Origin of the sequence: Clostridium sp. K04 (assembly GCF_019734375.1) — a bacterium.
Taxonomy (GTDB): domain Bacteria; phylum Bacillota; class Clostridia; order Clostridiales; family Clostridiaceae; genus Clostridium; species Clostridium saudiense.
In genome coordinates this window covers 1-22,846 of record NZ_JAASHD010000034.1, presented here as the reverse complement: position 1 = coordinate 22,846, position 22,846 = coordinate 1, and the positions used below count along the sequence as shown (strand labels likewise).

Sequence of the window (22,846 nt, the reverse complement as noted above, 5' to 3'; positions counted from 1 at the left end):
CATTCATTATAATTTAATTATATACTATATTATTCTTCTTTTGTATTAATTCTTCCAAATAGTTAAATCTTAACTACAAACTCATTATAATATAGTTTAAATCTTTTTGCAAGTTATTTTTTATTGTTTTATAAGGTATTTATTATCTCTTAAAACGTTTAGATTTATCTATTTTTTAAATAATTTGATTTTCTAAGGTTTTCCTTTTATTATTTATTTATATGTATTTTATTAGAGAACTAATACAATACTAAAATTATATAACGTATTGGAGATGATATTATGGATTTTATAAAAGTAGGATCTGCATGTCCTAAAACTAAAGTTGCAGATGTTATTTTTAATGTTGAAAATATATGCTCATGTATTAATGATGCTTATAATAAAGATGTTAAATTTTTAGTTTTTCCCGAACTATCTATTACTTCTTATACCTGTGCTGATTTATTTTTAACTTCTACATTAATAAATAAATCTATAGAAGGAATTAAATTAGTTTGCGAAAATAGTATTAATAAAGATATGTTAATTGCTGTTGGATGTCCTCTTGTGCATAACAACGTTCTTTATAATGCAGCATTTATTATTTTTGAAGGAAAGATTCTTGGAATAGTTCCTAAATCATATATTCCAAACTATAGCGAATTTTATGAAAAAAGATGGTTTACATCTGCTGCTATGTTAGTTGATGAAACTGTAGATTTACCTTTCCAAGATAATATACCACTAGGTACAAACTTGCTATTTACTGCTGGAGATTATAAGTTTGGTATAGAAATTTGTGAAGATCTTTGGGTAACAATACCTCCAAGCTCTTATCTTTCACTTCTAGGTGCTAATATTATAGGTAATCTTTCTGCATCAAATGAATTAGTAAGTAAAAAAGATTATAGACTTTTATTAATTTCTAATCAAAGTGCTAGATGTATGTCATCTTATATTTACTCTTCAGCTGGTGTACATGAATCTACAACTGATTTATTATTTAGTGGTCACTTAATAATAAGTGAAAATGGTTCTATATTAAAAGAAAATAATAGATTTCAAAGAGAAAATGAAGTTATAACTTCTTGTATAGATGTATTTAAGCTAAATGCTGAAAGATTAAAAAACTTAAGCTATAGAGATGCTTCTAAAATTGTACCTTTTAAAGCTAAAAACATTAACTTCAATTTTAAAAGCACAGAAATTAAAGATTTTGATAGATATGTAGATAAACATCCATTTGTTCCATCTAATGAACATGAAAGAGAAGAAAGATGTAAAGAAATATTCAATATTCAATCATCAGCACTTGCAAAACGTTTAGAACATACTAATCTAAAAAAAGCAGTAATAGGAATTTCTGGTGGACTTGATTCAACTTTAGCTTTACTAGTCATAGTAAAAACATTTAAATTACTTGGAATCGATAATAAAAATATTATAACTATTACTATGCCTGGATTTGGTACTACTGATAGAACATATAATAATGCTTTAACACTTTGTAGAGAATTAGGTACCGATTTAAGAGAAATAAATATCGTTGAAGCTTCCCTTCAACATTTTAAGGATATTGGTCATGATAAAGATATACATGATGTAACTTATGAAAATGTTCAAGCAAGAGAAAGAACTCAAATATTAATGGATTTAGCTAACAAAGAAGGTGGCTTACTAATAGGAACTGGCGATCTTTCTGAACTTGCACTTGGATGGTGTACTTATAATGGCGATCATATGAGTATGTATGCTGTTAATCCTTCAATTCCAAAAACGCTAGTTAGATACTTAGTTAAATATGTAGCAGAAAAAGAATCTACAGAAGAAGTTTCTCATACTTTATTAGATATTTTAGATACTCCTGTTAGTCCTGAACTTTTACCAAAAAGTGAAAAGGGGGATATTGTTCAAAAAACAGAAGATATCGTTGGTCCATATGAACTTCACGACTTCTTCTTATATCACTTTATTAAACATGGTTCTTCAAAAGAAAGAATTGAACTTCTTGCTAAGGCAGCATTTAAAGATGATTACTCTGAAGAAGAAATAAATAAATGGCTTGATAAATTTATTTATAGATTCTTTACTCAACAATTTAAGAGAAGTGCATTACCTGATGGTCCTAAAGTTGGTTCAATTTCTTTAAGTCCTCGTGGCGACTGGAGAATGCCATCTGATGCTTCATTTAATTCATTTAGATAGCAAAAAGAGTGATTTTATTCACTCTTTTTTACTAATTATTTTAAACTCCATTATAAAATAAAAAAATAAGGAAATTTATATCAGAATATAAATTTCCTTACTTAATTATTTTCTTACTTGTTTTAATTTTTCTTCTACCATTTGTATTAACTTAATTTTATCATCTTCATTATTTACAACATCCATGACATTCATATCAATTACTAATACTTCAGATGCTTTATAATGATTTTTTACCCAATTATCATAGTCTTTCCATAAGAAATGATAATATTCTTTTAAACTATCATCAACTTCGAAATCTCTTCCTCTTAATTTGATTCTATTCATAACAGTTTCAAAAGAACCTTTTAGATAAATCATTATATCTGGTGCCTTCTTTGGAAGTGATTCTAGTTCTTCCATCATATTATTTAATAAATTTTCATATATGTCCATTTCTAATTGTGATATTCTTCCAAGCTCCATATTCTTCTTAGCAAAATACCAATCTTCATATATAGATCTATCTAATACATTATTGTCATTAACTAACGCTTCTTTTATACTTTTGAATCTAGTATTTAAAAAATATAATTGTAATAAGAAAGGATATCTTTTTCTTTGTATCTCTTCTTCAGACTCACTATAAAATAACGGCAAAAGTGGATTATCATCAACAGATTCATAAAAAACATCTGATTGAAAATGCTCTCCTAGAATTTTTGCTACTGAACTTTTTCCTAAGCCTATCATTCCACCAACTACTAACAACATACTTCACCTATCCTTTACTATTCATCCTTAGTGCTCATTAATGATAACTTGTATTTATTTTTAAATCAAGACTTGACATAAGAAAAAGGCATATAAATACAAATTATTTATATGCCTTATTACATTTATTTCATTTTTAAAGTATCGATATATTTAACTGCACTTAATGATGCTATATTACCTTCTCCAGCAGATTTAATATATTGATATGGTTTTCCTACACAATCTCCTGCTGCAAAACATCCTGGAATATTGCATTTCATTTCTCTATCAACATGAATATGTCCATCTACTATTTCTAGTCCCGGTACTAACTGTCCAGGTGATATACTATCTTTTAATATAAATACTCCATCTGTTTCTAATTCACCATCTTCCAATTTAACTGAAGAAACCTTTGCTTCTCCAACTATTTCTAATGGTTTTTTAGCAACTACTTCTATATTTTCATTTAAACTAGTTTCACCTTTATACATTGGAATATAATAAACTTTTCCAGCAAGCTCACTAACATAATTGGCTTCTTCTTCTGCTTCTTTATTATATCCTATTATTGTTACAGTTTTTCCTTTATAAAGAGGCGCATCACATGTAGCACAATAACCTACACCTTTACCTATTAATTCCTCTTCACCTTTTATTGGTTTTGTATATTCCATTCCAGTAGCTAAAATTACAGTTGTAGCTTCATACATTTTCTCATTTACCATTAAGGCAAAGTAATCACCCATGGCATATATGTTATTAACTCTTTCTTCTGTAATTTCAATGCCCATCTTATCTATATGCTCAAGAAATTTATCTTTAACATCAGCTCCATTTACTCCATAAAAACCTAAGTAATTATTAATCTTAGGAGCTTTACTTAATTTATGACTTAATTCCTTATTACCAAAAATAATAAACTTTTTATTTCTTATTTTTGCATTAAGAGCTGCAGATAATCCTGCTGGACCACTACCTACTATGGCTATATCATATCTTTCCATAGTAACCTCTACCTTCTAAAGATGTTTTTCAACAGCTTCTTTTAATTGATTCTTTGGCATGAATCCAACTAAAGTATCAACAGGTGCTCCATTTTTAAATACCATTATTGTTGGTATACTTGCAACTCTGTATTTACCAGCTAAATTTGGACATTCATCAACATTAACTTTTGTAAATTTAGCATTTGTTAATTCTCCTGCAACTTCTTCAAAGATAGGTCCTATCATTTTACAAGGTCCACACCATTCAGCCCAGAAATCTACTATACTTACTCCATCAAAATCAATTACTTCTGTATTGAATTCATTTTCTTTTAAATGCTTAACCATTTTATTTCCTCCTACTCCCCCTTAGGGGGATATTAATATTATTTGTTTTATTTTACAGCGATAATTATTATTAGTCAATAATTTTATCCTTACTGATAGTTTGCCCTACTTTTTTCATTATAATTCTATAAAATAAATCTCTATTTAGCCATTGAGTATCTATTTAGATTTTCATAAATACCACCTTTTTTTATAAGTTCAATATGACTTCCTCTTTCTTCAATACCTTTATCAGTTAATACTATTATTTCATCTGCATTTTTAATTGTTGATAATCTATGAGCTACAACAATAGTTGTCCTATTTTTACATAACTCTTCTAAAGATTTTTGAATTAAATATTCTGTTACATTATCTAAAGCAGATGTTGCTTCATCTAATATTAATATTGGTGGATTCTTCAAAAATACCCTTGCAATTGATATTCTTTGCTTTTGCCCGCCAGATAATTTAACTCCTCTTTCTCCAATATATGTATCATATCCATCCTTTAGTTCCATGATGAATTCATGTATATTGGCTTTTTTAGCAGCTTCAATTACTTCCTCATCAGTTGCATTTTGGTTACCATATTTAATATTTTCTTTTATAGTCCCAGTATATAAAAATACATCTTGTTGTACTATTCCAATATTTTTTCTTAAAGAATTAAGTTTAATATCGTAAATACTTTTACCATCAATTTTTATATCTCCTTTATCAACATCATAAAATCTTGGTATTAAACTACAAAAAGTAGTTTTTCCACCACCAGATGGACCAACTAATGCAAGCATCTTTCCACTTTCTATTGATAAATTAATGTCATTTAACACACTTTCATTTTCATAGCTAAAACTTACATTTTCAAATTCTATATTTCCTTCTACATTATTAATTTCAACTGCATTTGGATTTTCTTTTTCTTTTTCCACATTCATTATTTCCATAAACCTTTTAAATCCAGTCATACCATTTTGATATTGTTCAACAAAATTAATTAACTTCTTAATTGGATCAGTAAATAATTTTACGTAAAGCATATATGCTAGAAAATCTCCTAAGTTTATCACACCATAATATGTAAAAACCCCACCTGCAATTAATACAACGTAATCTAATATATCTACGCCAAAATTAACTCCTGCAAAATACTCTGCCATTACCTTATATGCTTTTTTTCTAACTTCTCTAAACTTATTATTACCTTTATTAAACTTTTCTTTTTCATATTCATGTGCTACAAAAGCTTTCGAAATTCTAATTCCTGCTATAGAGTTTTCTAAAGTTGAATTTATATTAGATGTATGAACTCTAGTTTCCATAAAGCAATCATTCATCTTTTTTCTTTTCTTCAAAGTAAATATAACTATAAATGGAACAAATGCAAAAACTAATATTGTAAGTGGTATGTTAATTGTTGATAAAATTATAAATGACCCTAAAAACATAACTATAGAAATAAACAAATCCTCTGGTCCATGATGAGCTAACTCTGATATTTCCATAAGGTCATTAATCATTCTACTCATTAAATCTCCAGTTCTGTTATTATCAAAATAAGAATTAGGTAATTCTTCAAGATGATTAAACATATCTCTTCTCATATCAGCCTGCATTCCTACACCTACAAGATGCCCAAAATACTGCATGAAATAACAACAGCCTGCCTTTATTAAATATAGTAACATTAAAATTATTGCAAATATACCTATTACTTTAATTTCTTTATTAGGTATAGTTTCATTTATTAATACTCTTGTCATCATCGGATATATCAAACTACATATGGTTGCAATGGTCGCTACTATTAAATCCAATATAAACAATTTTTTATATGGCTTATAATATGAAATAAATTTTTTTATCATTATTTAAGTCCCCTCCTATTAAAGCTTAAATTTATTTTATACTCTTATTTATATAAAAGTAGTTTTATTTTTTATAACATAAAATAAGGACAAGATAAATATCCTCTTGTCCTTAAACACAAATATGTATTATTTTTCCCTATGAACATCAACAACTCCAGCTTCATCATCTGAAATAGGAATTAATACTGTACCAAACATCTTTTCTTCTTTCTTTGCATATATATGATAATCTAAGCCTACTTTTAAATTTTTAATATTATCATTTTTTAATATTTTGTACTTTTTATTATCATAAGATTTACCTATATAATATTTATCTGTTTCTTTTTTTATTATTACCCTATAAAGCATTTATTTCCCTCTTTTTTTCGTTGTAGCTCATCTTTGGTTTTATCTTAAATTAATTCATAAAAAAGTCTTTTAATATTTTAAGTTCTTCTTCATTGAAATTATAATCATTTAACTTGTTTTTAGCTATCCATTTTGTATTACTTATAGTTTTATGACAAGTAATATATTCTTTAACTGTTCCTGTAAAGACTCTTAATATATCATTATTTTCAAGTGTATAATCTTTAAATGGCTTTAAATCGAAAATTGTACATTTTAAATCTTTATCTATTGCTTTATTAATACACTTTTCGTCAGTTTCTTTACCTTTAATCTCTTTACCGAATATCCCCCATGTTCTTTCATTCTTCTTTCCTCTTTCAGCAATTAACACATTATCAAAATCATCATAAATAATAATTGAGCATCTTACTACTTTCCCCATACGTACCTCCATCAGAACATTTTCCTACACTTTTCAATTTTATATATTAATTATTAATAATAATTATACCCTATTGTTTACAATAAAACAAATTTTTTAATATTAATAAATTTATTTTTATGTGAATATAAGTAAAAAAATTGTTCATACTTAAGAAGAGGTGATTTTTTTGGTATATTTTAGATTTATTCCACTTATTGTATTATCTTTTTTTGCTTTAAAATTCTTAATATCTTATATAGAAAAAGCAACAATTAATTTAAATAATAAGGCAATCAAAAGACAAATTGAGCTAGGATTGTTATCAATAAAAGATATACAAAGAAACAACTATAGTACTTTTCTTAAAATTATAAATATATATCTTGATATATTAGGATGTAAAGAAATTGTGGCTCTACCTGGTGGGAATAGTGATTTAACCAATTTTAAATGTACTCTAAATAATACTGATATTCTTATTTGTTGCATTCAAAATGACCTAATAGGTGAAACTGCCAAAGATGAAGATAAATGGGAATCAACTGGAAGGCCTGATGTGCAAAGCTTTTTAGCTCGAATGGTTCTTAATGATTGTAAAAAAGGAATTATTATTACTAATAGCACTTTTTCAAGTAATGCTATAGAATTTGCTAATAACCTTAACGATCAAAATCGTGGAATAGAAATTAAACTTATTGATGGTTATGAATTAACAAAATCAATTAGAAATCATAAATATTATATTATTAAGGAGGGTTTAATAAATGAAGTTAAATACAATATATAGTTATTTTATAATAATTTTATTCTCTCCTTTAATAGGTAAGCTAATTAAAAATATTACTATTTATTATAAGTCCTATAAAGAATTAAAAAAAAGTGACTTACTTTATAACTTAGTTCATAGACTTACACCTCATGAATTTGAAATTTGGTGTAGTGAATATTTATCCAATATAGGCTTTAATAATATAGTTGTACTTCCTTTAGGACCAGATGGTGGAAAGGATATAATTTGTGAAAAAAATAGTGAAAAATTTTATGTTGAATGTAAAAGATATTCAATTTCTGATTCCATAACAGCCTTTGAAATTGAAAAACTATTAGGTGCAATGATTTGTGATAATATAAATAACGGAATAATAATAACTACAGGTACTATATCCGATGAAGCTAAATCTATTTTAAATAAAATAGAAAAACCCTATAATATTAGCATCATAAGTTCTAAAGATCTGGCTATTCCGTATACTGAATACGTTCTTAACCCTAATTAATATTTAGCTATCTCATTTTCCTCTCAATATATAAGGGATGTGTCATTTACTATGCACATCCCTTTTAATTTTACTTTTCTTTTCCTATAAACGTTACAGCTACACCTATAAGAGAAATTATTATAAATATGTAAAAGCTTCCAATGTATTGTGACTTAGAATAAACTCTTATTCCATCAATAATATTACCATTCCAACCTAAATCTAAAATAAAACCAATAATTAAACTTATAATTGAACTTCCAATAAATTCTCCTGAATTTACAATACTTGATGCTAGTCCACTATTTTCTATGTTGCAATAATTATTTATATCAGTAAATGCTACTATATGAGCCATAGCAAAAAATCCCATAAAAAAGAATATTATACTTAATTCAAATAATGTAGGCATTCCCTTTCTTATAAATAATATATAAATCCAAAATACAGAGTTTAAAATTGCTGCTATTCTTGGATAAATAATTATATTCTTTTTAAAAATCATTGTTGCCTTATCTACAAATAGCGAACCACAAACCAGTCCATATACTATAAATGCTACATAAAATGATGCTTTAGTTGTAGATACTCCATACACTGCAGTTAAATAATTTATTCCCCACAGGCCTGTAATTGTTGTAGTACATCCAACTAAGGTAAATAATACAAAAAAATTTCTCCAAGTTGCTTTTAATTTTAATACTTCTCTAATTGATTTAAATACATTAATCTTTATACTTTTAAGTTCTATTCCTTGTGGCTCAAAACCATATTCACGTGGAGAATTCTTAATATAAAACTTTATTATTATAGCTATTAAAACACAAATGCTACCCATTAAAATCACAGCTAGTCTCCATCCCATAAAACTTACTAAAATAGCTAATGGAAATGTTGCAATTACTCCCCCTAAATTTCCTATGAAAGATAACTTTCCAGATGCCTTCGTAAAATCATCTTTTTTAAACCATATAGTTTGAGCCTTTAAAACTGAAATAAATATAACTGATGTTCCAAGTCCAACTAATAATCTTCCTCCATAAGCTATTGTTACATTAGTTGCAATCCCTAATAAAATTGATCCTATTCCCGTTACCAATGCTCCATAATAACTTATTCTTTTATAACCTAAATAATCTAGTAATAACCCTGCAGGTATTTGCATAAATGCATATGTATAAAATGTAATTGAAGCAACATTTCCAAGTTCTGTTGCTGTTAATCCTAAATCTCTACTTAAATCTCCTGATATTACTCCAATAGCTCCTCTATGAAATAAAGACATCACAAATGAAATTGCCAATATACTCCATACTCTCCACTTATAAAAATTATAATTCACTTTTAACCTCCATATACTTCACTAATTTATATACTTTACTAATTTATATACTTTACAAATTTTATATTAATTTTATTAACAAATCAATTTTTGTAAAAAAATTCCCTATTTTCCATAACATAATGTTACAATAAATATATTAATATTTTTTTTATTAAGGAGATTATTTAATATGTATTCAAATTATATTTTCGATTTATATGGAACATTAGTAGATATTAATACAGATGAATCTAGCAAAGAGTTTTGGTACAAGCTTTCGTTATTCTATTCATTCAAAGGTGCTTTATATACGGCTGAAGAATTACAAACATCATATAATAATATGATAAAAACTAAATTACAAAGCTATACTAATACTAAATACCCTGACACACCACTTGAGCCTATTTTCAGTGAGTTATATAAACTTAAAGGAATTAATCCTTCTAAAGATCTTGTTATAGATACTGCTCATTTATTTAGAACATTATCAATAAAATATATTAAATTATATGATGGTGTAATTGAGCTATTAGAACTGCTAAAATCTAAAGGTAAAAATATTTATTTACTTTCTAATGCACAAAGAGTTTTTACTTTTTCAGAAATGAAAATGCTCGGAATTGAAAAATATTTTGATGACATTTTATTTTCTGCAGATTATGAAATATGTAAACCAGATATAAATTTTTACAATACATTAATAAAAAAGCATAACTTAGATATTAAAGATAGTATCATGATTGGAAATGATTATATTTGCGATATTGTTGGTGCAACTAATGCAGGACTTAATTCACTTTACCTACACTCTAATCTTTCACCTGAAATTAAAGGTCCTCTTACAAGCACCTATTCCATCATGAACATGGACATATCCAAAATATCCGAATTTATCATTGATAGTACGAAAAAATAAATATTAACTTGCATAAATTATATTAGTTTTATAACAATATATCTGGAAATAAAGAAAAAATAAATAGAATATATCCCAGGAATATTCTATTTATTTTTTTCCTATCATCATAAAGGCTCTTTACTTCTACATGCTTTCATTTGTAGTTATTACTTTATTACTTTCCTTAATATCTGGTACCTTCATCATAACAATACCACCTATAATAAATAAAATTATCAAACTTATTATTCCATTATTTGTTTTACCTGTTAATTGCGTAACTATCGCTACTAAGAATGGGCCTAATACTGCTGCAAATTTACCAAAAATACTATAAAACCCAAAATACTCTGCTGATTTCTCTTTTGGTACAAGCTTTGCAAAATATGATCTTGATATAGCTTGTATACCTCCTTGAGCTGACCCAACAAGCATTGCTAATATCCAAAAATCTAATACAGTTTTGATGAAGTATCCATAGCAGCAAATAAGAGCATAAGTTATTATTCCTGCCATTATTAGCTTTTTACCACCAAACTTTTCTGATAATTTTCCATAAATAATTGTAAATGGGAATGCAACAAATTGTGTTAGTAATAGTATTATTAGCAAGGAAATCATTGATATTCCTAAATCTGTACCATATGATGTTGCCATACTGATTATAGTATGAACACCATCTATATAGAAAAAGTATGCAATTAAAAATAACAATACTGCTTTATCCTTTTTTATATTCTTTAAAGTACTTCCTAAATCTTTAAATGAATTTTTTATAATATGACTTTGTTTTTCCACATAATATTTTTGATTAACATTCTTAACTAATGGTATTGTAAACACACCCCACCATATTGCTGTTATTAAAAATGTAATTTTACACGCCAATGTTAAACTCATATTAATTAAACCACTTTGGGATAACAAAACTACAACTATACAAAGTATAAAAGGAATAGTACTTCCTATATAACCCATACCATATCCCATAGATGATACATAATCCATCCTATCTTCTGTTGTAACATCAACTAAAAAAGCATCATAAAATACATTTGCACCACAAAATCCCACTGTACTTATTGTATAAATAACTAGTAAAGCAATTGGGTTATTTTCTGGTACAAAAACCAATAATACTGTTGCTATTAATCCAATGAAAAAAAATAAATTAAATAATTTCTTTTTATTTCCTTTATAATCAGCTATGTTACCCAATATTGGTGCAATCATCGCTACAATAAAGGTTGCTATTGATATAGTATAACCCCATAATGCTGTAGATGTTGCAGAACTCATACCACCTTGCTCTGCTACTAATTTAAAATAAATTGGTAATATTGTAGATGTAATTGTCATTGAATATGCCGAGTTTGCCCAGTCATATAAAATCCAGCTTTTTTCCTCTTTGTTTACCTTACTCATTCTCTTCCCCCTAAATATCTAATATTTTTTCTTCTGCCATACCATCTGCATCTTTTAAATCAATACCCAAAATTTTAGCAATTGTTGGTCCATGATTTATTAGTTTTCCATTTTCTAATACTATTCCACTTTTTATTCCTTTACCTGAAGCAATAAAAAATGTTTTATAATTATCTTTAGTAGGTAAATATCCATGTGCTGCCATTATTTTATGTTTTATCTTAAAAGACTTGTCCTGACTCAACTCTTCAATAGTTTTACCAAATAAATCATCTATAAAATAATAACCTTCTCTAGCTTCAACCATAAAAATAGCATCTCTATCTGCACCTAAATTACTTATTGAATCATTACTATAAATTTCTTCTATAGGACTATCTTTTTGATTTTTTAAATTATTTAATATTTCTTTTAATTTATTTATAATATCTTTATCATTTTTATTATTTAAATAAATATAACTACTACCATCACAACTTTTTGCTATAGCCTTATAACTTTTAACTTTATTATTTTTTACTTCTATAAGATTATTTTCCACTAATATTGAATTTAATCTAATTACACTGCTAACATCTATTTGACTATGATCTCCTAGAGCAATTATTGTTGAATCGTTATATATTCCAGAAATTTTTAATACTTCAACTATTTCTCCTAATCTATCATCATGTCGTCTCAATGCTTCAATGGTTTGTTGACTTTTAACACCATACTTATGTTTTTGACTATCAACATCTACTAAATGAAGTAATAATAAATTAGGTTTTAATTCTCTAATTGTTTTCTTTGCAACTTCCATTGCAAAATTATCTAAATATGGTTGTTCTATTCCTCTTCTTAAGTATCCAAATCTTTTATTCATACTCAATTGATAAAATATACTTCCTGCTAAAGCTGACTTTATTGCTTGATTATCATATTTTTTAGTACAGCATATCTCTGGCATATTATAAGTAATTTTACTTCTTCCAGTTACAGGCCATAAAATAGAACAAGTCTTCATTCCATTTTTCTCTGCTAAATCAAAAATTGTATCACCATATATATATTTCCTATACCAATACCAATCTGGATTATAACTATTAAAATCTAAAACAGTATTATTTATAATCCCATGATTCTTAGGATACTTACCAGTAACTATTGTTGCATGCGCTGGATATGTTAAAGATGGATATATACTTTCCACATTTTTAATTAATGATCCCTCCTTTATTAATTTTGAGAAATTGGGCAGCTTACTTAAAAAATCCAAATCTTCTTTTGATACTGCATCAAAAGATATAACAATTACATACCTTTTTTCCATTATGCCCTCCTAATATAAATCTACTTCATTATTGTTATATTCATTTTATTATAAAGTTAATTCTTTGTAAATTTTTTCCTTTTTTGAATATTATTCTCACTTTTATTTTGTATATAAAAAGCAATCCCTAAAACCAATAATTAATTGATTCTAGGGATTATTAATTTAAAACTTATTATATTTTCTTCTATTGCATATTCTAATTTTAAATTATTATCTTCCGCTAGTTTATTACAGATATATAATCCTAAACCGGAGCTTGTTATTCCTTCCTTCTTCAGAACAATATCATTACTATGCTTAACAAATGGATCAAATAAATTATCTTTTATTTTTTCTGGTATCTCATAAATCTCATTAGATACTTCAGTGATACATTTATAATCATCTTCATAAACTTTTACTGTAATTTCTTTTCCTGCTGTATATTTAATAGCATTATCTATGAGATTTACTATTATCGTATTAATATCCTCTTTATTAGAAACTATATTTATATTTTTAATATCGACATTTAATTTAATCTGAGCTTTTATTATTCTAATATTCATATCAGATATTTTACTATTGATAAGATTTCCTAAATCAAACTCTTCTTTAACTATACTTCGCTTTACTTCTCCTCTTGATATTTCAAGAATATTTTTTACAAGAGAATTTAATTTATTGCTTTCTTTAATGATTCTGTCTAATGCTCTATCTCTAAACGCTTCTTCTATTTCACATATATCATTATCTATTAATAATTGAGTATATCCACTTATTGCAGTTATTGGCGTCTTAAGTTCATGTGTTGCATTATTAAAAAACTCTCTACTTTTATTTTGCTCATTAATAATAACTTTCATTTGATCCTTTATTTCATTTTTCATAAAATTAAAGTTATTTGCTAGTACTGCCACTTCATCTTTAGTTTCAATTTTAATATCTTCTAACTCTTCTCCTTTACCAAATCTTTCTATAGCTTCTGATAAATTATTTAATGGTTTAGTAAGATTACTAATCATTCCACCTATTACAATTATTAACATTATAAAAATTGCAAACTGCCCAATAAATATAGTCATTAATATTTTTGTATTTTGATTATACTCTTGAAAGTAATTTCGCTGAACAATAATATTACCATAATAGTTTTCTTCTATGTATATGGGATAATTAAATGTCGCAATATATGAATTTTTTTCCTTTGTTAACATAAGCAAAGATTTCTTATCTTCACTTTCTTCTAATATTAAATTTACTTTTTTCTCACTTAACAAATTTCCTCTGCTCTTTAATATTTCATCTTTCTCTAACACTATCGCTACATAATTTCCAAACATATTGTACAATCCATCAACTACATTCTTAGCTCCTGATTCTACTTCTAAATTACTTTCACTATTATCAATTTGAAGCATAGCAAAATTTCTTGCTATAAACTTTATATTATTCATATTATCTTGTATGGTGCTTTCTAACTTATTATTAATTATAAAAAATATATACACACTAAGAAAAACATTTAATATCCCAACTATTACTATAGACCCTAATGTAACTTTTCCTCTAATAGTATTAAACATTTCATTTACCTCATAACATATCCAACACCAAATACAGTCTCTATTACAGTGCTATTTTTTTCCTCTCCAAGTTTTGCTCTAACTCTCCTAATATGAACATCAACAGTCCTTAAATCACCCTCATATTCCTCTCCCCAAACTCTATCTAATAAATCTTCTCTTGAAAATACTATATTTTTATTTCTATACAAAAAGCTTAGCAAATCAAACTCTTTTTTCTTTAATTCAATTTCTATTCCATCTTTATAAACTTTTCTATCACTTAAACTTATAAATAAACCTTTATCTAATATTTCCTGGGTAATATTAGACATAATATTACTATTTTTATTAACTCTTCTAAAAATACTTTTTATTCTTGCTGTTACTTCTCTTATTTCAAATGGTTTTGTTATATAATCATCTGCTCCTATTTCAATACCAAGAATCTTATCTATAACATCATTTCTTGCTGTTAACATTATTATAAAAGCTTTATCACAAATTTCTCTGCAAACCTGAAATCCATCTTTGTCTGGAAGCATAATATCCAAAAGAACTAAATCCGGTTTAAAAGTATGTACCATTTCAATAGCATCTTCTCCTTTATATACCCCTCTAACTTCATAACCTTCTTTTCTTAAGGCAAAGGTTAATATATCATTAATTGAAATTTCATCTTCTACAACCAATATTTTTTGATTTTCCATCTTGTCCCCTTATTCTTATTAATACATTCTAAAGTTTTACATATTAAGAATTATATCACATACACTACTTATTCTATATTTAATTTATAAATCTCATACTTAGATTCATATTCATTTCTATAATAATTAATCATTGTCTTTTCATCCTCATCCATAATCGCATAAAAACTACTCCCACTTTCTACTTCATACATATATTCCACAATATTATTTTTTACCCTACATAAGTAACTTTTTCCTTCCATAGAATTGTAATCACTTCTATTTATAATTAAGTATTTATCTGAATTTAAATTTGAAATAAAATAACTTATATTATTTTTATCTTTTTCAAATACGTTAATTTCTTTACTATCTAAATTAAATAAAACATGTTCTATTTCTTCTGCATTAAAATTGCCATACTCATCAATTTCATTTGGAATATATGTTTCTAAAATAATACTATTATCTAAAACTTTAGAATCCCAAACTCTAATCAATCTATTATCATAGTCAAATTTATAATATAGTTTTATATCATAAATATCATTATCAATATTTATTTCATATATTTCATTCTGAAAATAACCTCCAATTGCATAAAATTTATTATTCTTTTTACTATAAAATACATCTGCAATTACAGGAAATTCTAATGCACTTAATTCGCCTCCATAAATTATTGATTTCTTATTTTCTAAATCAAATAGAACCATTAAACTTTGTACATTATCATATGAACTATAATCAATTTTATCGTAATACCATCCAGAGTTATCATTTCCAGTTTCTTCATCCTCTGAACCACCATTTGTAATTACTCTATAACCATAATTATTATTTTCTTCTATTACATTATAGCTACCTGAAGACATCATGCCTTGATTATCTTCATTCGTTAAAAATTCAATATTTATATTTCCATTTTCATCTTTAACTGGAGTAGCCACTTTAATTTCTTCTTTCTTTGTAATATTTATTTCTGGCAATTTCATTCTTTCTCCAGTAGCATTGTCTACCATATAATAATTATCATCTTTTTTCCCACCCCAGCCGATAGCAACTCTATTTTTATAACTCATATCTATATATTCTTCATACCCTGATATTTTACTTACTTTTACTAAGCCTTCCTCCTCAGAATAATATGAATTATACATCTCTTCGTCAGTCCAATTATCTGATAATTTCACTATTACTCCATATATCTTATCTTCATAAATAAATCCAGGTTCAAAAGTGTACCCTTCTTCTAAGGGTATATTTAATTCTTCCTTTGTTATCTTTTGGGAATTTCTAATTTCATCCATTAATACATTATCATTTACTACTATTGTCTTATCTTTTTCTGAACACCCAGTAAAAGTAAATATAATAGTTAAAAAAAATATATATTTTCTCATATTATTCACCTCTTTAAGAAATTTATATTAGATTATCGTTGTAACATTCCAAGCACTTCTAATGCTTTACTTTATACTTAAATTATAGTTCCTACTTTTTACATACTATAGTTTACTTATTGCTAAATTGTTACGTATCAAAAATATTTTATATTCAATATCAAAAAGAGCACTGTATTTACAGTGCTCTCCTTAAGAACGCAAACTTAAATATTTCAAATTTGCTTATAACTTTTATTACTTAAACTAAATGTACTACATATTACTTGAACCTTGTTACTAGATAAGTCTACTTCCTTCTTTATCTTGAGTAAGCTTTCCAGCTTTCATAAGTCCACCTAAAGCCATCTTAAAGTAATTCTTACTAGTTCCAAAAGTTGCTCTTATATCTTCTGGATTAGATTTATCATTAAACTCCATAAATCCACCATTCTTTCTCATATATGCAACTATCTTTTCTTGAAGTTCATCTCTTTCACTTAATCTAGTCTTTCTTGGAGTTAATCCAATTACTCCATCTTCATAAAGTCTTTTAACTCTTAATTTCATTTCATATCCAGGATGCACTTCATCATAATACTCATTAGGTAAAACTAATCCTCTATACTTAGCATCAATTGCAACATTTAAAGTTCCTGATGGAGTCTTTGAAAATACCATTGCAGTAACTTCATCTCCAACTTTAAATGTTCCTTCTTCTGCAACATCAATATAAGGTTCAACTTCTGTTGTAGCTGCAAGTCTTCCTGTTTTATCTACATATATGTAAAATAAATATTTTTTTCCTGTATGTAATTTATATCTTTGCTCTTTTAAAGGCACAAATATATCTCTGTCTAATCCAAAATCAACAAATGCACCAAATTCCCCTTGATGTACTACTTTTAAGTATGCTACATCTCCTACTATTGCTAAAGGCTTTTTAAAAGTAGCTATTGGTCTATCTTTAGAATCTCTATATATAAATACAGTAACTTCTTTACCAACTTCTACCCCCATTCCTTCTGCTAAAGACTTTGGAAGCAAAACATCTTCTCTGCTTTGTTTATCCATTAAATAAAAACCAAAGTCCTTTTCTCTATCTACTATTAACGTATTGTATTCACCTATTCTTAACATATGTCCTCCTATTTTTTATATTTTTTACTTAAGCTAACATAATTATCAGCAGAACGTTGTATACTTTCAATTTCTGCTTCTGTTAGTTGCCTTATAACCTTTGCTGGATTTCCTAAGATAAGAACACCTTCTGGAAACTCTTTTCCTTGAGTAACTAAACTCCCTGCTCCTATAATAGTATTCTTTCCAATTTTAGCATTATTTAATATTATTGACCCCATTCCTACAAGTACATTATCACTTATACTACATCCATGAATAATTGTTCCATGACCTATTGTTACATTCTTTCCTATAATACATGGAGAATTAATGTCTACATGCACTACTGAATTTTCTTGAATATTAGTATTTTCACCAATAATGATATTATTCATATCACCTCTAAGTCTAGTACCAAACCATATATTTACGTTTTCTTCAACATTAACTTTTCCTATTATATCAACACTTTCAGAAATGTATGTATTTTTATTTATTCTAGGAGTAACTCCCTCAAAATCCATAATCATATTATTCAAACTCCCTTATCTTTGAAATTCACCATAAAGTTTCACTTTATTTTATCACCCTTTATAATTATTGTCATTATTTTAATGTGTTTAATACTATATATAAGTAAGTAATAATTTTTGAGGCGAATTTGTGGGTAAAAGTAAACATAAAAACAAAGTAAGTTTTGATCAAAATAAATTAAAATATTATTATGGTATTCCTCACTGTCATTCAAGCTATTCAACTGGGAAAGGTACACCATTAGATTTATATCAATTTGCAATCAAATGTAAATTAGACTTTTTATTTGTAACTGACCATAATGATTTTTTATCAAATAAAACTTCCGTAAAGGATAGCACTTTAACGAGATGGAACGCTACAAATTACTATGCTAATAAAATAAAAAAAAGCGAAGATGATTTTCTGCCTATTGTTGGGTTTGAATGTAAAACCATTCCTTATGGTGATTTTAATATAATAAACCCTTCTAATTACTTTACAGGTAGTATAAAAGACCTAAGACTATTAACTTTATGGATGTTAAATAACAATCAAGCTTTTATAATAATCAATCATCCACATAAAGAAGTTGGAAAACTTCGATATAGTGAATTCTTTAATAAAATAATAACATCTATAGAAGTGTATAATGGTAATCCCGCAAGTAAATATACAAAACATGAAAAATACTATTACCAATTACTTGATGATGGTTGGAAATTAGGTGCTATTAACGGGCAAGATAATCATAGAATTAATTTTGATCAAGCAGATTATCTTACAGCATATATTGCAAATGATTTATCAAAGAATTCATTAATTGATGCTTTTAGAAGCCATAGAACATATTCTACTGAATCAAGATTTTTAAAACTTCATTTCACAATTGATGAAACATTTATGGGTGAAACAATCTCAATATATTCACCTAAAATAAAGTTTTCTATTTTTACTGAAGATATTCGATATAAAATTAAAGAAATACAAATTCTTTCAAACGGAGGTACTATAATAAAAAAAGTAGATGATATAAATTTAAATAGTATAAAATATATTTATGAACACCAAAACTCTCCAAAAGAAACTTGGTATGTAATAAAAGTCTTACAAGAAGACAATAAAACTGCTGTAAGCTCACCTATCTTTATTAATCATTTAAATGTTAATCACATTTAAAAATAATAAAAGCGCCTTTAAATGGCGCTTTTATTATTTTTTATTATTTGTGTTATTTTGTGCATTATTCAAATGCTTAACTCTATTTGGCTTAGCTTTTGGTCTTATTTCTATCTTTTTCTCTTTTTGCTTTGGTCCACCAGTTGTAACAATATCCATAAACCATAAAAAGAAAGTAACTGTTAATATTGTTAATAAAAATGATACCCATACAATATTTTTACCTAAAATAGCAGGCATAAATATTTGTAAAATAAATAATACTATTGCAATTCCTAGTGGTATATATTTATTTATTCTAACTTTAGAAAATACATATTTTCTACCTAAAAACATTACACCAAATACTATAGCTAATAAAACTAAAAAATATAATAGTGTTCCTAAAAAATTCGCCATTAATCGTTCTCCTTCCTATTATCTTTCTACTATATATATTACTGTCAAATTTACATATTTTCAAGACGCTTTTATTTCCATATATTGATAATTTATTAATGTTATTATTCTTTTTTATAATAATATTACTTTAATGCTTCATTTTTTATGTAAAATTTGATAAAATATATTAAAGATATTATAAATTTATTAAAGGGGTGTTATTATGGGTTTAAGCCAAGCCTATCAACTTGATGATTTAGATCTTCAAATTTTAGATATATTAATAAAAGATTGTAGAACGCCATATTTAGAAATCGCTAGATTATGTCATGTAAGTGGTGGAACTATTCACGTTCGTATGAAAAAAATGGAGGAGCTTGGAATAATAAAAGGTACAAAAATACTTTTAAATCTTCCTAAGCTTGGATATGATGTTTGCTGCTTTGTTGGTATTTACATCGATAAAACATCATCATTCTCTGAAGTTTTTGACGAAATGTCTAAAATTAAGGAAGTTGTAGAATTACATTTAACAACAGGAGATTATTCTGTATTTGCTAAAGTTATTTGTAAAAATATAAGCGATCTTCAAGACATATTATTAAATAAGATAAATGTAATTTCAGGAATTCAAAGAACTGATACTATAATTTCCTTAAATCAACCTATTGATAGAAATATTTCTATTTAATAAAACGGAATAATATTTTAAAGTAATACAGTCTTCTCATGAATATATATGACTCTTTTGGAAAAGATAAGTATGTTATCAAAACTAAAGGAGTTGTTTTTTTATGAAAATTTTAGATACTATAGTACTTTGTCTGGTTATCATTGGTTCTGTTAACTGGGGATTAATAGGCTTCTTCCAATTTGATCTTGTAGCAGCAATCTTTGGTGATATGACTATGTTTAGTAGAATAATCTATGCGATAATAGGTATCTGTGGATTATATGCTATTTCATTTTTTGCTAAAGATAGGTTTATAAAAAAATAAGTTAGTTAATATGTATAATAAAAAATAACTGGATTATATTCAAAAATTAATATAATCCAGTTATTTTTTCACCATTATATGCTGATTAACAATTTGTTATAACTCTTTAATTATTTCAAATAAATCTAGAGCTGCCTTTCTTGGTCCTTGTTGCTCTTTTCCTTTAATACCTAAGCAAGTTTTTATTTGTCCGACTTTTACATTTCCATTAAACATAGTATTAAAATACTTCTCTATCAATATGTCTGTTTCTTCTTGCTTTTGTGCTGGTCCAAATGGATTTGCGAAATAACTTTGTACCAGCCCTTCTTCAGTTGTAGTTCCTTTGGCCATTCTTGGTCCTGTTTTAAATAGTTTTTTTGCATCTTCTACATTATCAAAATAATCTATAGATTTTTCTCCTTCTGAAACATCAGTAAAATTATTAGCATATAATAATACATCAATTTTATATCCTTTTACTATTTCACTATAAGGTGAAACTGGCATTACTAACCTTGCATTAATCTTATCCGGATTCATAAATATACTTCTATCTATTTCTCTAAATGCATATCCTTGAGCTAAATCATCTAATCTAACAAAAGCTCCTATTTCTGTACCATAGCCATAAACCTCACCATTAATTTCCTTAAATGTTCCCATATCATCAAAAATTACAGTCATATTACTTATATACTCTTCACTCATTGTTCTAAATGCTTCAAGGCTTTCAGATTTACCTGCCCCACTATCCCCCATAATCACAACATTTGCATGTTTTCCATTTTTCATTTGTATATTAACCATAGCTCCATGTATAGGTAAATTTCCTCTTTTAATCATTATTAAATTATGCAATGTCAAAATCATTTTTTTCATATATCCAAAATAATCTATTTCTTCTGAATAATTAACATAACCTAGCATAATATTATTTTCATCATCATCATAAAAAACAGTTTTTAATTCTTCTCCATCATTTATACCAAATACATATATAATATCTGGTCTTCTACCCCTACATTCTTCCTTAGTCGCTACTTCAAATAAATTACACAATGTAATTCCATGATTCATATAATCTCTATGAAAATAAACATAAGCTATTAATTCACCTACTTTAATAGGACAACAGAACCAATGATCCTTATTTATATGTGTATACTTTAATGGATTTTCTTGTACTTCTGTAAACATTCCATTTCTAGTATTTTTCTTTGGATAAGTAATAAATGGTGGTTCTAGTAAAATGCAATCAATAAAATTTATATCCTCTAAAATTTCATATCCTCTTGGGATTGGCCATAGTAACTTATTAATCATAATGCTACAATTTCCACCAGCCGTAAGTTGTCTAAATACTAAAGGATATCTACCTAATACATTTTGCTCAATTTTTCTGTAAAACTTTAATATTAGCTTTTCAAAAGATGAATTTGCTTCGGTAAAGTTCATAGCAGCAAGTCCTTGACTAATTTTATCATTTTGTATTATCGTATATCTTTCTAATCTTCTCCAAAATAAATAAAAATCTTCAATTACCTTAATGAAATCTTCTTTACTTCCTAATAGCCCCTCATATTTAGGATTAAACTCCACTATCTCCTTTACATCCATTATTGTTAACCATTTAAACACTTGAGTCATATCTTCTCTTAATCTTGATAAATCAGTAGTATTTAATGAGCTTACTAAATATCTGTATGATAATGTTCTTTTCTTTTCTGCTTTTTTTAGATAAACACTTAAAACTCTTCTAAAGCCTTCACTCTCTAATAAGCTTTCAAAATTATTACAATATCTAGCCGAAAAATTCATCAATACTTTATCATTGCTTATTGAAAATTCTTTTTTCATATTTCTCCCCCTAATTATTTTTTTCGATCTGTTAAGTTATATGAACATTGCTCTTCTCAACCTAAGGAAATACAATAAGTTTGCGAGACTAAATAATACC

23 protein-coding genes are annotated in these 22,846 nt (G+C 26.4%); 7 read left to right on the top strand and 16 right to left on the bottom strand.

Annotation, left to right across the window (positions count from 1 at the left end; translation table 11 throughout):
- Nucleotides 1-282: 282 nt before the first annotated feature.
- Nucleotides 283-2,187, top strand: coding sequence for an NAD(+) synthase (locus HCG70_RS13380; protein WP_055292013.1), 1,905 nt, complete (start codon nt 283-285; stop codon nt 2,185-2,187).
- Between the two features lie 105 nt (nt 2,188-2,292).
- On the opposite strand, the gene HCG70_RS13375 is transcribed toward HCG70_RS13380, so the two are convergent.
- From HCG70_RS13375 to HCG70_RS13350, 6 genes are all read right to left on the bottom strand, one after another.
- The gene (locus tag HCG70_RS13375; RefSeq protein WP_042400906.1) at nt 2,293-2,943 is read right to left on the bottom strand and encodes a deoxynucleoside kinase; all 651 of its coding nucleotides are present in this window, start codon (nt 2,941-2,943) and stop codon (nt 2,293-2,295) included.
- A gap of 125 nt (nt 2,944-3,068) precedes the next feature.
- Nucleotides 3,069-3,932, bottom strand: a complete 864-nt coding sequence (locus HCG70_RS13370) for an NAD(P)/FAD-dependent oxidoreductase (protein WP_055292015.1) — start codon at nt 3,930-3,932, stop codon at nt 3,069-3,071.
- Between the two features lie 15 nt (nt 3,933-3,947).
- Nucleotides 3,948-4,262: a thioredoxin gene (trxA, locus tag HCG70_RS13365; RefSeq protein ID WP_042400914.1), complete on the bottom strand. Its 315-nt coding sequence runs from the start codon at nt 4,260-4,262 to the stop codon at nt 3,948-3,950.
- A 140-nt stretch (nt 4,263-4,402) separates the two neighbouring features.
- Nucleotides 4,403-6,112 (bottom strand): ABC transporter ATP-binding protein, encoded by a 1,710-nt coding sequence (locus HCG70_RS13360; RefSeq protein ID WP_042400916.1) that lies wholly within the window; start codon nt 6,110-6,112, stop codon nt 4,403-4,405.
- Between the two features lie 129 nt (nt 6,113-6,241).
- The gene (locus HCG70_RS13355) at nt 6,242-6,466 is read right to left on the bottom strand and encodes a hypothetical protein (protein ID WP_042400921.1); all 225 of its coding nucleotides are present in this window, start codon (nt 6,464-6,466) and stop codon (nt 6,242-6,244) included.
- 49 nt (nt 6,467-6,515) lie between these two features.
- Complete coding sequence (locus HCG70_RS13350; protein WP_042400923.1) at nt 6,516-6,890, bottom strand: hypothetical protein; 375 nt, start codon at nt 6,888-6,890, stop codon at nt 6,516-6,518.
- Between the two features lie 169 nt (nt 6,891-7,059).
- Here HCG70_RS13350 and HCG70_RS13345 point away from each other — a divergent pair, with 169 nt between their 5' ends.
- The gene (locus HCG70_RS13345; RefSeq protein ID WP_055292017.1) at nt 7,060-7,659 is read left to right on the top strand and encodes a restriction endonuclease; all 600 of its coding nucleotides are present in this window, start codon (nt 7,060-7,062) and stop codon (nt 7,657-7,659) included.
- Complete coding sequence (locus tag HCG70_RS13340) at nt 7,637-8,149, top strand: restriction endonuclease (RefSeq protein WP_052330732.1); 513 nt, start codon at nt 7,637-7,639, stop codon at nt 8,147-8,149. Before HCG70_RS13345 ends, HCG70_RS13340 begins: the two co-directional genes overlap by 23 nt.
- Before the next feature lie 70 nt (nt 8,150-8,219).
- Here HCG70_RS13340 and HCG70_RS13335 read toward each other — a convergent pair whose 3' ends face one another.
- Nucleotides 8,220-9,473: an MFS transporter gene (locus HCG70_RS13335; protein ID WP_198134002.1), complete on the bottom strand. Its 1,254-nt coding sequence runs from the start codon at nt 9,471-9,473 to the stop codon at nt 8,220-8,222.
- A 172-nt stretch (nt 9,474-9,645) separates the two neighbouring features.
- On the opposite strand from HCG70_RS13335, the gene HCG70_RS13330 reads away from it, so the two are divergent.
- Nucleotides 9,646-10,374, top strand: coding sequence for an HAD family hydrolase (locus tag HCG70_RS13330; RefSeq protein ID WP_221697870.1), 729 nt, complete (start codon nt 9,646-9,648; stop codon nt 10,372-10,374).
- A 126-nt stretch (nt 10,375-10,500) separates the two neighbouring features.
- Here the strand turns inward: HCG70_RS13330 and HCG70_RS13325 are convergent, their stop codons facing one another.
- The 7 genes from HCG70_RS13325 to HCG70_RS13295 all read right to left on the bottom strand — a co-directional run bounded on the left by HCG70_RS13325 (nt 10,501) and on the right by HCG70_RS13295 (nt 18,366).
- Nucleotides 10,501-11,781, bottom strand: coding sequence for an MFS transporter (locus HCG70_RS13325; RefSeq protein WP_042400933.1), 1,281 nt, complete (start codon nt 11,779-11,781; stop codon nt 10,501-10,503).
- 10 nt (nt 11,782-11,791) lie between these two features.
- Nucleotides 11,792-13,093, bottom strand: coding sequence for an ectonucleotide pyrophosphatase/phosphodiesterase (locus HCG70_RS13320; protein ID WP_221697869.1), 1,302 nt, complete (start codon nt 13,091-13,093; stop codon nt 11,792-11,794).
- Nucleotides 13,094-13,233: 140 nt separating this feature from the next.
- Nucleotides 13,234-14,661 (bottom strand): HAMP domain-containing sensor histidine kinase, encoded by a 1,428-nt coding sequence (locus HCG70_RS13315; protein ID WP_042400938.1) that lies wholly within the window; start codon nt 14,659-14,661, stop codon nt 13,234-13,236.
- Between the two features lie 5 nt (nt 14,662-14,666).
- Nucleotides 14,667-15,350 (bottom strand): response regulator transcription factor, encoded by a 684-nt coding sequence (locus HCG70_RS13310; RefSeq protein WP_042400942.1) that lies wholly within the window; start codon nt 15,348-15,350, stop codon nt 14,667-14,669.
- 68 nt (nt 15,351-15,418) lie between these two features.
- Nucleotides 15,419-16,735: a hypothetical protein gene (locus HCG70_RS13305; protein WP_042400945.1), complete on the bottom strand. Its 1,317-nt coding sequence runs from the start codon at nt 16,733-16,735 to the stop codon at nt 15,419-15,421.
- A gap of 279 nt (nt 16,736-17,014) precedes the next feature.
- Nucleotides 17,015-17,854 (bottom strand): S1 RNA-binding domain-containing protein, encoded by an 840-nt coding sequence (locus tag HCG70_RS13300; RefSeq protein ID WP_055276091.1) that lies wholly within the window; start codon nt 17,852-17,854, stop codon nt 17,015-17,017.
- A gap of 8 nt (nt 17,855-17,862) precedes the next feature.
- Entirely contained in the window at nt 17,863-18,366 is a 504-nt protein-coding gene (locus HCG70_RS13295; protein ID WP_042400950.1) for a gamma carbonic anhydrase family protein, read from the bottom strand.
- 133 nt (nt 18,367-18,499) lie between these two features.
- On the opposite strand from HCG70_RS13295, the gene HCG70_RS13290 reads away from it, so the two are divergent.
- On the top strand, nt 18,500-19,528 hold the full coding sequence (locus HCG70_RS13290; protein WP_042400953.1) for a CehA/McbA family metallohydrolase: 1,029 nt from the start codon (nt 18,500-18,502) through the stop codon (nt 19,526-19,528).
- A 33-nt stretch (nt 19,529-19,561) separates the two neighbouring features.
- Here the strand turns inward: HCG70_RS13290 and HCG70_RS13285 are convergent, their stop codons facing one another.
- Nucleotides 19,562-19,927 (bottom strand): hypothetical protein, encoded by a 366-nt coding sequence (locus HCG70_RS13285; RefSeq protein WP_042400956.1) that lies wholly within the window; start codon nt 19,925-19,927, stop codon nt 19,562-19,564.
- A 205-nt stretch (nt 19,928-20,132) separates the two neighbouring features.
- On the opposite strand from HCG70_RS13285, the gene HCG70_RS13280 reads away from it, so the two are divergent.
- Complete coding sequence (locus HCG70_RS13280; RefSeq protein WP_042400958.1) at nt 20,133-20,600, top strand: Lrp/AsnC ligand binding domain-containing protein; 468 nt, start codon at nt 20,133-20,135, stop codon at nt 20,598-20,600.
- 103 nt (nt 20,601-20,703) lie between these two features.
- Nucleotides 20,704-20,907 (top strand): DUF378 domain-containing protein, encoded by a 204-nt coding sequence (locus tag HCG70_RS13275; protein ID WP_042400961.1) that lies wholly within the window; start codon nt 20,704-20,706, stop codon nt 20,905-20,907.
- 96 nt (nt 20,908-21,003) lie between these two features.
- Here HCG70_RS13275 and HCG70_RS13270 read toward each other — a convergent pair whose 3' ends face one another.
- Nucleotides 21,004-22,746 (bottom strand): phosphoenolpyruvate carboxykinase, encoded by a 1,743-nt coding sequence (locus HCG70_RS13270; RefSeq protein WP_042400965.1) that lies wholly within the window; start codon nt 22,744-22,746, stop codon nt 21,004-21,006.
- Nucleotides 22,747-22,846: the final 100 nt, after the last annotated feature.